This is a genomic window from Roseibium sediminicola, assembly GCF_023156505.1.
GTDB classification, from domain to species: Bacteria; Pseudomonadota; Alphaproteobacteria; order Rhizobiales; family Stappiaceae; genus Roseibium; species Roseibium sediminicola.
In genome coordinates this window covers 14784-28295 of sequence record NZ_JALNMJ010000037.1, presented here as the reverse complement: position 1 = coordinate 28295, position 13512 = coordinate 14784, and the positions used below count along the sequence as shown (strand labels likewise).

13 protein-coding genes are annotated in these 13512 nt (G+C 59.6%); 7 read left to right on the top strand and 6 right to left on the bottom strand.

From position 1 onward, the window contains the following. Nucleotides 1–209: 209 nt before the first annotated feature. A complete protein-coding gene (gene ettA, locus M0H32_RS27990) occupies nucleotides 210–1859 on the bottom strand; it encodes an energy-dependent translational throttle protein EttA (protein WP_248159951.1) in 1650 nt (549 codons plus the stop codon). Between the two features lie 162 nt (nucleotides 1860–2021). Further along, nucleotides 2022–2996: an acyl-CoA desaturase gene (locus M0H32_RS27985; RefSeq protein WP_425607371.1), complete on the bottom strand. Its 975-nt coding sequence runs from the start codon at nucleotides 2994–2996 to the stop codon at nucleotides 2022–2024. Between the two features lie 251 nt (nucleotides 2997–3247). Between M0H32_RS27985 and M0H32_RS27980 the strand changes: the two genes are divergently transcribed. The 4 genes from M0H32_RS27980 to M0H32_RS27965 all read left to right on the top strand — a co-directional run bounded on the left by M0H32_RS27980 (nucleotide 3248) and on the right by M0H32_RS27965 (nucleotide 6934). Further along, a complete protein-coding gene (locus M0H32_RS27980) occupies nucleotides 3248–3613 on the top strand; it encodes a metalloregulator ArsR/SmtB family transcription factor (protein ID WP_248159949.1) in 366 nt (121 codons plus the stop codon). 147 nt (nucleotides 3614–3760) lie between these two features. Next, nucleotides 3761–4711, top strand: coding sequence for a 2-hydroxyacid dehydrogenase (locus M0H32_RS27975; protein ID WP_248159948.1), 951 nt, complete (start codon nucleotides 3761–3763; stop codon nucleotides 4709–4711). A 722-nt stretch (nucleotides 4712–5433) separates the two neighbouring features. After that, on the top strand, nucleotides 5434–6192 hold the full coding sequence (locus M0H32_RS27970) for a hypothetical protein (protein WP_248159946.1): 759 nt from the start codon (nucleotides 5434–5436) through the stop codon (nucleotides 6190–6192). A 196-nt stretch (nucleotides 6193–6388) separates the two neighbouring features. Beyond that, on the top strand, nucleotides 6389–6934 hold the full coding sequence (locus tag M0H32_RS27965; protein WP_248159944.1) for a fasciclin domain-containing protein: 546 nt from the start codon (nucleotides 6389–6391) through the stop codon (nucleotides 6932–6934). 106 nt (nucleotides 6935–7040) lie between these two features. Here the strand turns inward: M0H32_RS27965 and M0H32_RS27960 are convergent, their stop codons facing one another. Both M0H32_RS27960 and bla read right to left on the bottom strand, forming a co-directional pair. Then, nucleotides 7041–7349, bottom strand: coding sequence for an EthD family reductase (locus M0H32_RS27960; RefSeq protein ID WP_248159942.1), 309 nt, complete (start codon nucleotides 7347–7349; stop codon nucleotides 7041–7043). Nucleotides 7350–7441: 92 nt separating this feature from the next. Next, entirely contained in the window at nucleotides 7442–8341 is a 900-nt protein-coding gene (gene bla, locus M0H32_RS27955) for a class A beta-lactamase (RefSeq protein WP_248159940.1), read from the bottom strand. 153 nt (nucleotides 8342–8494) lie between these two features. On the opposite strand from bla, the gene M0H32_RS27950 reads away from it, so the two are divergent. Beyond that, nucleotides 8495–9373 carry a LysR family transcriptional regulator gene (locus M0H32_RS27950; protein ID WP_248159938.1) on the top strand — a complete coding sequence of 293 codons (879 nt, stop codon included), beginning with the start codon at nucleotides 8495–8497 and terminating at the stop codon, nucleotides 9371–9373. 29 nt (nucleotides 9374–9402) lie between these two features. Here the strand turns inward: M0H32_RS27950 and mnmC2 are convergent, their stop codons facing one another. After that, a complete protein-coding gene (mnmC2, locus tag M0H32_RS27945; RefSeq protein ID WP_248159936.1) occupies nucleotides 9403–10089 on the bottom strand; it encodes a tRNA (5-methylaminomethyl-2-thiouridine)(34)-methyltransferase MnmC2 in 687 nt (228 codons plus the stop codon). A gap of 116 nt (nucleotides 10090–10205) precedes the next feature. On the opposite strand from mnmC2, the gene M0H32_RS27940 reads away from it, so the two are divergent. Both M0H32_RS27940 and M0H32_RS27935 read left to right on the top strand, forming a co-directional pair. Then, nucleotides 10206–11366, top strand: a complete 1161-nt coding sequence (locus tag M0H32_RS27940; protein WP_248159935.1) for an NAD(P)/FAD-dependent oxidoreductase — start codon at nucleotides 10206–10208, stop codon at nucleotides 11364–11366. Nucleotides 11367–12007: 641 nt separating this feature from the next. After that, nucleotides 12008–12481, top strand: coding sequence for a YbaK/EbsC family protein (locus tag M0H32_RS27935; protein WP_248159934.1), 474 nt, complete (start codon nucleotides 12008–12010; stop codon nucleotides 12479–12481). Here the strand turns inward: M0H32_RS27935 and M0H32_RS27930 are convergent. Continuing rightward, nucleotides 12469–13482, bottom strand: coding sequence for an SDR family NAD(P)-dependent oxidoreductase (locus M0H32_RS27930; protein WP_248159933.1), 1014 nt, complete (start codon nucleotides 13480–13482; stop codon nucleotides 12469–12471). The two genes, M0H32_RS27935 and M0H32_RS27930, sit on opposite strands and share 13 nt — an antisense overlap. Between the last annotated feature and the right edge of the window lie 30 nt (nucleotides 13483–13512).

Below are 13512 nucleotides of genomic sequence, written 5' to 3'. Positions count from 1 at the left end.
GGTAAGAAACAGGCGATCATCGCCTGCACCAGGAAGCTCCTGACCATTCTCAACGCCATGGTCAGAGACGACAAGGAATGGCAGCCTATGATCACATAACAAACACGGTTGCTTCGAGACGCGCGCAAGCGCGCTCCTCAGGATGACGCTGAGAATAGAAAAAGGCGGCCCCGGGGGACCGCCTTTCGCTTTTCGTTTTGGCCGGACGCTTAGCGCGTCAGCGGCTTGTACTTGATCCGGCGCGGGTCGGCGGCATGGGCACCGAGGCGGCGGACCTTGTCCTTTTCGTAGTCTTCGAAGTTGCCTGCGAACCATTCCACGTGGCTGTCGCCCTCAAAGGCAAGCATGTGGGTGGCCATACGGTCGAGGAACATACGATCGTGGCTGATGATGACCGCGCAGCCAGCGTAGTTTTCCAGCGCGTCCTCAAGGGCGGCCAGGGTCTCGGTGTCGAGATCGTTGGTCGGCTCATCGAGCAGCAGGACATTGGCGCCCTGCTTCAGCACCTTGGCGAGGTGCACCCGGTTGCGCTGACCGCCGGAGAGATCGCCAACCTTGGCCTGCTGGGCCGGGCCCTTGAAGTTGAAGGACGAGCAATAGGCGCGGGAGTTGATTTCCTTGCCGTCGAGATAGATCACCTCGGCGCCGCCGGAAATCTCTTCCCAGACCGTGTTGTTCGGGTTGAGGGCATCGCGCGACTGGTCGACATAACCCAGATGCACGCTGTCTCCGACGGTGATGGAGCCCGAATCCGGCTTTTCCTGGCCAGTGATCATCTTGAAGAGGGTCGACTTGCCAGCACCGTTCGGACCGATCACGCCGACGATACCGCCGCGCGGCAGCTTGAAGGTCAGGTTGTCGATCAGGAGCCGGTCCTCGAAGCCCTTGGAAACGCCTTCCAGGTCGATGACATTGGCGCCGAGGCGCTCGCCGACCGGAATGAGGATCTGCTCGATGGAGGGCATGCGCTCTTCCTGGGCGGCAACCAGATCCTGATAGGCATTGATACGGGCCTTGGACTTGGTCTGGCGGCCTTTCGGGCTCATGCCCATCCACTCGCGCTCGCGGGAAATCGCCTTGGAACGGGCCATGTTCTCGCGGCCTTCCTGCTCCATGCGCTTGGTCTTCTTCTCCAGATAGACCGAGTAGTTGCCCTCGTAGGGGATGCCCTGACCGCGGTCGAGTTCCAGGATCCAGCCGGTGACGTTGTCCAGGAAGTAGCGGTCGTGGGTGATGATCAGGACAGAGCCCTTGAACTCGCGCAGGTGCCGTTCCAGCCAGTGGACGGTTTCAGCATCCAGGTGGTTGGTCGGTTCGTCCAGCAGCAGGAGATCCGGCTCGGACAGGAGCAGCTTGCAGAGTGCGACGCGGCGGCGCTCACCACCCGACAGGTTGTCGACGGCGGCGTCGGACGGCGGGCAGCGCAGGGCTTCCATCGCCATTTCCACCTGGCTTTCCAGGTTCCACAGGTCCTGGGCGTCGATCTCGTCCTGGAGCGCGGCGGCCTCGTCGGCCGTCTCGTCCGAGTAATCCATCATCAGTTCGTTGTAGCGGTCGATCTTCGCCTGCTTGTGGGCGACACCTTCCATGACGTTTTCCATCACGGTCTTGGTGTTGTCGAGCTGCGGCTCCTGCGGCAGGTAGCCGACCTTGGCGCCTTCGGCGGCCCAGGCCTCACCGGTATATTCCTTGTCGATACCGGCCATGATTTTCAAAAGCGTCGACTTACCGGCCCCGTTCGGACCCAGGATGCCGATCTTGGCGTCCGGGTAGAAGGAGAGATGGATGTTGTCGAGGACTTTCTTGTCGTTATAGGCCTTGGAGAGGCCATGCATATGATAGATGAACTGGCGCGCCATGGGGCTCCGCTTCTCCGCTTAAAAGCTGACGGGATCTTTAAGGATTCTGCGGGGTCTTTTAGGGGAGTTTTGGCCGTGGGGCAATGGGGGGAATGGTTGGTTACTGTTCCACGAAGCTTCGCACCCGTTCCCTCATCTCCAAGTCACTTGCGGATCGGGTGATTAAGCCATATCGCGTTTCCAGGTTCCGGATAGCGCTTGTAACCAGTCAGGCTCATGTTTCGGCTTTGCGTCGCTGTTGACATTGACCGTCAGGCCCGTGCGGAACTTCAAAGTTTCGGGCGTTTCAACCTGCCATGCAAGACCAAGCCTTTCCAGCCCTTTCACCAGCCACCAGCCTGGATCGGTTTGCCCGGGAAGAAAGCCGAGCCTTGCCGACTTCGGGAAGGCGTGGTGGTTTTCATGGAAGGCTTCGCCGAAGGTGACCAGGCCGAGCCGCGGCAGATTGTAGCCCTGGACGCAGGCGCCTTTGACATAAAGAAGGTGGTCTTTCGGCTGATGGGCGTAGTAGCCGACCAGCCAGTGGCCGATCAATGAAACCGAGACCCTGCAGCAAATGCCCCAGACCACGAAGGGCAGACCGCCGATCAGGTAAAGCGGCACGGCAAGGACCAGCTGCTGAGCCATCCAGGTTTTCTCGACACCCTTGTAAAACCAATCCTGCGCGACCTCTTCTTCAATGCGAAAATCAGGCTCTTTCGTCAGGGTGATGCCGCAGCAAAGCTGCCAGAAAGCGTCTTTCCAGAAACCGGACCGGTGGGCGAAGAAGTCGTGACAATCGGACTGACGCTGTCCCCAGTCCCGGAAATCGTGCAGGCGGATCATACCAAAGGGACCGGCCATACCGACCAGCACGCCAAGATAGACCAGAACCCGTTCGATGGCCCGATGCGTCCTGAAGGAGCGGTGAATGAGCAGCCTATGCATGCCGACGGAATGACCGCCGCATATGGTAATGGCGGTCAGCACCACAAAAACGGCGAAGGCTCCCGGTGAGAAAGTCAGCGGCCCGGCGATCAGCGCTACAAGCGTCATGCTTGCGATCCAGGCCGTTTTGCCTGGTTTAAAGATCACCTCTCCCTCAACCGGACTGGCACCGTTTTTGGAAAGAACGCGTTCGGTTGAAACGGACTGGATATTGGCTTCGGTGTTGAAGGCCATCTGCGATTTCCTTTCCTGTGTGCGGGCAAACGTTCCCGTTTCCCGGCAGGACCAGCCGGAAGCACAAACGGTGTGTTGACGAAAGAGCCGCTGTGACGGGCGGGCACTTGCCTTTGGAAAGGACGTCCATTATTTAGGCTGTAAGCTAATTACCATCCATTAGACAATTAGGCAATCACCTAATTGATTTGCAGGTCATGCTATAGTCCGAGGAGCTTCCCGCCGCCATGCCAGATCAGACCGATGCGGCCGCCGCAGCCGAAACCGGCGGCATTCAAAAGGTCTTCGAGGCACTCTCTTCGGCGGCACGGCGAAAGATCCTGGCTTATCTCGCGCACAGTTCGCTGACGGCGGGTGAGATTGCAGACCGTTTCGACATGTCGAAACCTTCGATTTCGCAGCATCTCGGCGTCCTGGAAAGCGCTGGACTGGTGCGCAAGGAGAAGCGCGGTCAGTACGTGCACTATTCCATCGTCCAGGAAAGCCTAGCCAACACGTTGAACAGTTATGTTCAGGAAGTCTGCCCGGTTTCCCGGCCGCTGAAGAAAGAGAGCGCTGCGCTGAAGGACCGAAGCGACGCGGACGAAAGCTGATACGGCAGACCTGGTTTCCCTAATCCAAGATGCGCGATCAATGACCGGCGATCGAACCCTACACCGCCAATTCGGCCTTTTCACACGCATACCTTGGCCGTAAAGTCCCACGCAACTTGCCATCGTTTCCCCACTCGGACCCCACCCATGACCATCGACATCCTGATGCCTTATCCAATGCTGCCCATCGTTCAGGAGCAGCTGGATGCGAAATACACCGTGCACCGGCTCTATCAGGCGGATGACCCCGACAAGATGCTGACGGAAGTCGGCGACAGGATCCGCGGTGTTGCGGTCGCCTTCGGTCCGGTCGATGCCAACATGCTCGGCCACCTCCCGAATGCGGAGATCGTATCCAGCTTCGGTGTCGGCTATGACCACATCAACACCGACGATTGCCTGGCGGCCAAGGTGATGGTCACGCATACGCCGGACGTCCTGACCGAAGAAGTTGCCGATACGGCGCTCGGGCTGATGCTGATGACGGTGCGCGAGTTCGGCCAGGCGGAGCAATGGCTGCGCCAGGGCAACTGGCAGGCCAAGGGTCCCTACTCGTTGACGCAGGCAACGCTGCAGGGCCGCAAGCTCGGCATCTTCGGGCTCGGGCGCATCGGCAAGGCGATTGCAAAGCGGGCCGAGGCCTTCGGTATGGACATCCATTACCATGGCCGCAGCCAACAGGCCGATGTCGCCTATCCCTATCATGCGTCCCTGGCCGAGCTGGCGGCAGCCTGCGACACGCTGATGGTGGTCGCCCCTGGCGGCGCCGCGACCCATCACGCGGTCAATGCGGAGGTTCTGAAAGCGCTCGGGCCGGAGGGCATCGTCATCAATGTCGGCCGCGGTACGGTGATCGACGAGGCGGCGCTGATCGCCGCGCTGGAGAACGGCACCATTTACGGCGCCGGCCTGGACGTGTTCGAGAACGAACCGAAGGTTCCGGAGAAGCTGCTGGCGCTGCCCCGCGTCACGGTGCTGCCCCATGTCGGTTCCGCCTCGCAGGCAACCCGCAATGCCATGGGCCAGCTGGTCGTCGACAACATTGTGAGCTGGTTTGAGACAGGCAAGCCGGTCACGCCGGTTCCCGAAATGGGCTAGGCCCGGCACCCGCCCCCTCCGACTTGCTGTCGCTTTTCCGGGACCAGATGGATCCAAACCACGCTCTGGTGCGTTTACGTGTTACATCCTGCGCCCAAACGGGATGAGACAGGATATTTCCGGTGGTCTTAGCGCCGCCGAAAATCTCTGCGCACTTGCCGATGTAACCTCCGGCAACACGCGGGGCATCGGGTCCCAAACACCCGCTTCCTGTCTTGAAAACGCCTCCGCGTGCCCCGCGGAGGCGTTTTTATGTATCGGCCGTGCAAAAATTTCCGTATGGTAACCCCTGAATTCGATCCCATATTATCAAATTGAAACGTCGTGGGCCACTGACTCGAACTGGATTCAATAAGATGGCCGAAGTCGACGATGACGCCCTGCCCACCAATGTTAAATTGATCGACTGCCTTCCAGACATCGATTACATGCTAAACGTTTCTATTTCCCGAGCAAAATGGGATGGGATCACTGGAGAAGACCTTGTCGAACACATTTTCGGCCTCTTCGGTGATGCAGCCCACATCGACGCTCCCATTGAAACCTGGATAAAAAACCACTTGCCAAGGGCTTCGCCCGGCATACCGGGAAAGCAATTTCAGACCAATCCGGCAAAAACAAAGTACAGTTCGGGTCTCAGGGCCGGCTCCAGCAGCCTGGCACCGATTATCAGATGCAACAATATTCTGATGGGCGGTGACAAGGTCGGACATTTTTTTCAGTTGGGTTACCGGATTTATCATCGCCAGAACGGCCGCAATCCGACATTCGCGCGCGAAGTTGTCGAAGATCAGTTGATCAATTCCAAGAAGGCCTTCATGAACTATGAGTTCGGAAAAATCGGAAACGCCTTTTCAAAGGGAGGCGCCGATATCCTTGGCCGCAAACTGGGTTACACCAGCCCACCAAAATTCGTGCAGGCACAATGGAACCATCAGAAGGAAATGCAATCCTTCGGGATTCGGGCAACAGGCGTTTATTCACCAGCCGATATTGCCGCGAACAATGCGGGGGCCAAGTTCTATGCGGCGCTGGCCAAGCTCAGCAACACGAAGATCTCGATTGCGCCCTATATCGACCGGAGCTGGAATGAATCGGTCAACTGCAACAAGTATTCCGCATCCGTTGGCCCGACCATCTGGCAGAACCTGCTTGTCAGCCGCAACTGGGTCTTCCAGATGGACACAAAATCCCTTGAGCGGAAGATCAATGCGGATTGCAAGATCGTCAAAAAAGCCAATTCCTACGATGTTGCCCTGAGCATTCTCGGCAAGACGCCGTTCGGCTCCCTCTCCCTGACCCCGACGTTCCGGAAGGACAAGAATGGCCTGATCGAGGGCTTGGACCTGAGCGGCACATGGACCCACAAGGGCGAAAGCGGCCGGCTGAAGATCAGTTCGTCCCGGGAATGCTGGATCAAGGGCACCTGGGGCACCGGTCAGTCGGACACGAATGGCGGCTCCTGCCTCCTGTTCATGTGACACCGCCAAGTGTCCCTGGGGTTGCGACTTCGCGTTGCCCCGCCTGGAACACAGGGGAGCGCCCTCTCCAAGGTCGTAAAAAAATTCATGCAAGCTGCATCCAGATCCGGACCTGCCGTGTACCCGTTGCAAGGCGCGGGATAACCCATCGGTCAACAGAAGCCGCGCCGGGACACCAACCGGAGGATTACGGTCCATGACGAAGACACTTGCCCTGACTGCCCTTTTCGCGGCCAGCCTTGCCGCCGGCACTGCCCTCGCCAATCCGGATGTCGGCGGCGCGCCGATGTATGAAACCAAGAACATTGTCGAAAATGCGGTCAACTCGAAGGACCACACGACTCTGGTCGCTGCGGTGAAGGCCGCGGGGCTTGTCGATACGTTGCAGACACCTGGCCCTTTCACCGTCTTCGCTCCGACCAATGCCGCCTTTGCCAAACTGCCGGACGGCACGGTCAACACTCTGCTCAAGCCGGAAAACAAGGACCAGCTGACCAAGGTGCTGACCGCCCATGTGGTGTCTGGAAACATTTCCGGTTCGGACCTGATGGCGTGGGCCAAATCCAAAGGCGGCCGCTACAACATGCAGACCGTCTCCGGCGATGCTCTCACAGCTGTGGTCAAGGGCTCCAGTCTCTACATCTTCGATGAAGCGGGCGGTACCGCCAAAGTTACGATCTTGGACGTCAATCAGTCCAACGGTGTGATCCACGTGGTCAATGACGTGTTGCTGCCGAAATAACGCGCCATGAACACCGGGCCGGCTTCTGCCAAGCCGCCCCTGTGCGGAAACGCCTTTGCGATGCCCCTCGCCGGGGCGTTTCCTCCTTCCGGCCTGCCCCCAAGGCTCAGCCGAGAACCTCGCCGATCAGCATTTGCGGCTTGGTGTTTGTGTAGTTCGGAATGTCCTCAAGAACCGGCCCGGCCGCCTGCATCGCCAGCGACAGCTTTTCCTGGCTTTCGAACACCATGGTGGCGATGGCGTAGTAGTCCGGCGGCGCATCGGGTCCGCCCGCCAGGCCTTTGGAAGCCTGCACCATCAACAGGAACGGACCCATATGTTCGTTGACCAGCGGCATGTGAGTGGATTTGTAGTAGTCGTGATCGAAACGTGTGTCCGGCAATACCGGATAAAGAACCTGCAATGAAACGGCCATGATCGCCTCCTGTTGGCACCGGGTCCGGTCTGGCCCCGGCACCAACCATTCGAGCGAGTAGCCGCTCGTTCGTCAACTCCCGGCAGTCCCACTCATGGCGTGAGACCTTCCGCCAGAGCCTGTCCAATCTCTGCGATCGCCGCATTGCGGGCGTCGAAGGAGGCCGCCGTCTGGGTGATGTAGATGGCGATCACCACCGGCTTGCGGCCGTCGGGCCAGATCACGGCAATGTTGTTGCGCGAGCCGTTGGCACCGGCACCGGTCTTGTCGGCAATGCGCCAGCCCTCGGGCAGTCCGGCACGCAAGGTTGCCTTGCCGACTTTGTTGCCGATCAGCCAGTCCGTGAGCAGTTTGCGCTCGGTGTCCGGTAAGGTTTTTTCCAGGACCAGTTTCTTAAGGGTCTCGGCCGCGGCCTCCGGGCTGGTCGTGTCCCGCTCGTCGCCGGGAATGCCGGAATTGGACTCCGGTTCCCAGCGATCCGCGCGGGTGACATCATCGCCGATTGCGCGCAGGTAGGCGGTCAGGGCGTCGGGTCCGCCGATTTCCTTCATCACCAGGTTGGCGGCGGCATTGTCGCTGATGGTGACGGTGATCTCGCACAATTCGCGCAGGCTGAGCGGATCGCCGCCGACATGTTTTTCCGTCACTGGCGAATAGGAGACCAGATCGCTGTCCCGAACCGTCACCTTGCGGTCCGGATCCACCTGGCCCTTGGCGCCCGCATCCAGCAGCGCCGCGCATAAAAAGGCCTTGAACGTGCTGTTGGTCGGGAAGCGTTCCGCTCCCCTGTGCTGCCACGCCTCGCCGGTTTCCGTGTCAATCACGGCAACACCGATGTGGGCGGACAACCGCGCTTCGGCATCAAGGACAACGCGTTCCAAGGGAGCGAATTGCAAACTGCCGGCCCATGCGGGCTGCGCGGTTGCCGGGACGGCCACCAGGGCGGCAACGACAGCACTTGTGCGGGCAAATCTACGGATCGATCGGATCATTTCTTCAGGTCTCCAAAGGGGTCCAATCTGCCGCGGCCGTTTGCCCCCCGGACCGTCAGCAGAAAACTTGGGTAACCTGCCGATGCCACAGATATTACGCAAATGATGATTAGTGAGGTTAGGCATGAGAAAAACTTGGCCAAGGAGACCTCGATGGACATCTCTCAATTGCCGCTCAATGCCCTCAGGGCGTTTGAAGCATCGGCCAGACTGAACAGCTTCACGCGCGCCGGCCTCGAACTGCGTGTTTCGCAGACAGCGATCAGCCATCAAGTCAAAGCCCTCGAAGAGCTGCTCGACCTCACCTTGTTCGAACGTCTGCCGCGCGGTGTTGCCCTGACCGACGAGGGGCTGGCGCTTCTGCCTGTGCTGACAGACGCGTTTCAGCGTATCAGCGCCGCGCTGAGTCGCTTCGAGGATGGAAACTTCCGGGACGTTTTGAGCGTGGGCGTCGTCGGGACCTTCGCCACAGGCTGGCTGCTGCCCCACCTCGGAGCCTTTGCCAACCGGTACTCCCACATCGATCTACGGCTGAAAACCAACAACAATCGAGCGGACATTCTGGCGGACGGGCTCGACTGTTTCATCCGCTTTGGCGACGGCGCCTGGCACGGGACCAGCGCCGTTCACCTGATGGACGCCCCCCTTGCGCCCGCCTGTTCGCCCGAGATCGCCCAAAGACTGACTGCGCCCGAGGATCTGCTCCGGGAACCCCTGCTGCGGTCTTATCGGATGGATGAATGGGCCACATGGTTCCAGAGCCTATCAGTGACGCCTCCCCGGGCCCGGGGATGGATGTTCGACAGCTCGGTGACCATGGCCGAGGCTGCTGCCCAGGGCGCCGGCGTCGCGTTGCTGCCGATCTCCATGTTCGGTCAGGACCTGCGTTCCGGCCGCCTGGTCCAGCCTTTTGCGCAGTCGGTGCTGACCGGCAGCTATTGGCTGACCTGGCTCAAATCGCGCGAGGAAAATGCGGCGATGGAAAAATTCAGGCATTGGCTTGAGGAAACCATCGCCGGCTCAAGGGAGTGAACTCCACTCGCCACTCTGGGGGCCGCACCTCAGGCCTTGCGGCCAACAACCATTTCACGTTTGCCCGCAAACCCGGGAACCTTTTCGATCTCGAACCCGGCGGCCTGAAGATTGCGCCGCACCCAGCCAGCGGAGGTATAGGTGGCAAGTGTGCCATCGGCGGCTGTCAGTTCCGCCGCAGCCCGGAGCAACTCAGGTGCCCAAAGTTCCGGATTTTTCGACGGACTGAAACCGTCAAGATACCAGGCGTCGACCGGCGGGATCGACACGTCCCGGATCAACTCCCAGGCATCGCCAATGCCGAGACGAAGCTCGGCTCCAGCGACGCGTATCCGGTTCCAGCCCGGCTCCGGCGCCCAGGCCTTCAAAAGCTCGTTGGCAAGCCCCTCCAGTTCGGGAAAGGCCCCAAGCGCCCGGCTGAGCTGATCTGTTGTCATCGGGTAAAGCTCGAAAGAGACAAAGGTCAGCGCCGCAGGGTCTCTCACCTCCTCCAGAGCCTTTAGCGTCGTCAGGAAATTGAGCCCGGTGCCAAAGCCGAATTCGGCGATGGTGAATGCCTTCCGGCCGGCAAAACGCTGCGGCAGGCGATTGCCCGCCAGAAACACATGGCGGGTCTCGGCCAGGCCGCCCGCCCTTGAAAAATAGGTGTCGTCAAAACCTTCGGCCCGCGGCACATCGCCGTCGAGCCATTCCAGATCCGGCGCTTTGGTGGACATGGTCTTGTGTTCTGCCTTAGAAGATGCCGCTCCGGTCAGGTTCGCAATCGAGCCAGACCTCAACGTTCTCATACGAGAGCCTTTCGCATCAATCAATCACCAGGACAGTGCCTGACATGGCCACAGCCGAAACCGCCTCCTACGATCTCGCCATCTCCGGTGCCGGCATCTTCGGCCTGTCCGTCGCTTATGCCGCGATCAAGGCGGGCCTCTCCGTTGTGGTCCTGGAAAAAGCCCATGTGGGGGCCGGGTCAAGCGGCGGCGTGCTCGGTGCCCTGATGCCGCACATGCCGGCGCGCTGGAACCCGAAGAAGGAGTTCCAGTTCCAGGCGCTCGCCTGTCTCGAAGACCGGGTCCGGCGTCTGGAAGCGGAAACCGGACACGATTGCGGCTATGCCCGCTGTGGCCGAATCCTTCCGCTGACGACGACCGACAAGCTCGAACATCACCTGGAACGGGCGCAAGAAAGCAAACTGCGCTGGCATCCGGAGAAGACCGGATTTTCCTATGTGGTCGAACCGGTCGGCAGCCGCTCCGACTGGCTGTCGGCAAACGCCGCTCCGCATGGCATCGTCTACGAAAGCCTGGCCGCGCGGATTTCTCCTCGTGCCTATCTTGCGGCGCTGGCAGGATATTTCCGCGGTCACGGCACGCTGGTGGAAGGCGCCGAGGTCACCGGGTTTGACGCCGACACGTCCAGCGTGATCCTCGGAAACGGAAGATCACCTATAAAGGCAAAGGGCCTGGTTGTTTCTGGAGGCTTCGCTGCGTTCGACCTGATCGAGCACCTGACCGGCGAACGGATCGGCCGGGGCGAAAAGGGACAGGCGCTTCTGCTTGAGGGCACCGGGCTGGAAGACCACCCGGCCATCTATTGCGACGGGCTCTATGTCGTGCCGCATGCAAACGGAACCGTGGCGATCGGCAGCACCTCGGACAGGGATTTTGAAGACGACACGCCCTCCCCGGAACGGTCCGGCGAACTGATGGCACGGGCAATGAACTTCTGCCCCCAGCTCAAGGGTCGCAAGGTTCTGTCGGACTGGGCCGGGATCCGGCCCCGCTGCAACAAGCGCGATCCGCTGATCGGGCGCCTGCCGGGCCATGAAGCCGTCTTTGCCGCGACAGGCGGCTTCAAGATTTCCTTTGGCATTGCCCATCTTGTCGCTGATGCGCTGATTGCCGAGATCCTGGGCCGGGACGCGGATCACCCGCTGCCCGAAACCTTCCGGCCGGATCATCATTTCGGCAGAAACCGGCTCGACGCGGACACGTGAGCGCTGTTCCCGCCTTGGACGGGCCGGCTATTCGCATTTTAAGAAGTGTGGTCGATTGGGGTCACGGGCACCCACAAAACGTCAGGACAGAACGTCAATTGGCCGCGCCTATAACATTTCGAGAAAAGTCTGAGCCGACTTTAGCTGCCTCTCGGCTCTGCCTCGAACGCAAAAGTCGGCAATGCTTGTTTCAAACAATTCTCGAAATGCTTTAAAGCGCCGCGACCACTGCGTAGAGCCCATAAAGGGTGAGCGAAACAGATCCCCAGAACAGGAGATTTTTCGCCACCATATGTGGCATGTTCATTGTCCCACCCCGGTTTGCCTCCCGGTCAGTCAGTTCGTCGTCCTCCTGCCCAGGAGGACAAACTTCCGTCGCGGCTGTCATGGCCCTTGCCATTGAGGCATTCCTTAAAAGACACAAACCACGGAAACCAAAAGTCGAAACTTTTACTCCGCCACTGTACCGTTTAAGCTCCTAATGGTTAAAATCCGTTTAAGATCATAATGAATGCATTGTTAAAGTAGAGCAGGATGCATCTGCGGATATGCACAAATAATTGGCATCCTTGCCAGTTCAAACCGATCGAATCTATTGATCCGGTTCAAACAAGCACCCCATTTCACGAAAGAAAGTCAGAATGAGCCTTGAGAGCGTCCGTGACCACCTTGCCGCCGCTGCCCCCGATCTGGAGCTCATCGTGACCGAGGAAAGCAGCGCGACCGTCGAGCTCGCGGCGAAAGCGCACGGCGTTGTACCGGGGCAGATCGCCAAGACCCTGTCGTTCCAGCTCAAGGATCAGGTTTTCCTTGTTGTCGCCCGCGGCGATGCGCGCATGGACAACAAAAAGGCCAAAGCCGCCTTTGGTGGCAAGGTGAAGATGGTCGGCCTGGACAAGGTGGAAAACTTGACCGGTCATCCCGTCGGCGGCGTCTGTCCGTTTGGACTGGCACAGCCGCTGCCGGTCTATTGCGATGTCTCGCTGAAGGACTTCGACATTGTCATTCCCGCGGCCGGTGCGACCAATGCCGCGGTCAGGATTGCGCCGGACCGCATAGCGGAGATCACGTCGGCGGAATGGGTGGATGTCTGTCAGCCGCCTCAGACCGAATAATAGTCCCGGTACCATTCGACAAATTTGGCAACGCCCTCCCGGACATTCGTTTTCGGCCGGTGACCTGTCAGTTTCTGAAGCAGATCGGCATTGGCCCAGGTGGCTGGCACGTCACCTGCCTGCATCGGCATCAGGTTCCGCTCGGCCTTTTTGCCGATAGCCGTCTCGATAGCCTCAATGAAGTCCGTCAGCTGTACGGAAGTGGAATTGCCGATATTGACCACCCGCCACGGCGCCACCGGGGACAGGCTGTCGCCTTCGGGGACAGGTTCGCCCTCTTCCGGGCGAACCGGGACGGCATCCATCAACAGGCGGATGCCCTCGACCAGGTCTTCCACATAAGTGAAATCACGCTTCATGTCGCCGTGGTTGTAAACGTCGATCGGACGGCCTTCGAGAATGGCCTTGGTGAATTTGAACAAGGCCATGTCCGGACGGCCCCAGGGACCGTAAACGGTGAAAAAACGGAACATGGTCACCGGCAGGTGGTAAAGATGAGCGTAGGAATGCGCCATCGATTCCGTTGCCTTTTTGGTGGCCGCATAGAACGACATCTGATGGTCGGCCTTGTCGGTCTCCGTATAGGGCATCTGGGTGTTTGCGCCATAAGCGGAAGACGTCGAAGCCAGCAGCATATGCTCAGGCGCATGGGCCCGGGCGGCTTCCAGAAGCTCGAAAGTTCCCACCAAGTTGCTCTCCAGATAAGAGCGCGGGTTTTCGATCGAATAGCGTACGCCCGCCTGGGCGGCCAGGTGAACGACGAAATCCGGGCTTTCGGTCCGAAACAGCGACATCAGCAGGTCCGGCGCCTCGACCCGGTCATTGACCGCCTTGAAATGCTCGTGCTGCAACAGCATTTGCTGGCGCCGTTCCTTCAGCTTGACGTCGTAATAGTCGGTCATCGCGTCGAGACCGATGACGCGGAAGCCGTCCTTCAGAAGGCGCGTGCACAGGTAAAAGCCGATAAATCCTGCGGAGCCGGTCACCAGAACGGTTTTCATGTTACGTGCGAGGCCTTTCAGACGAAAAAC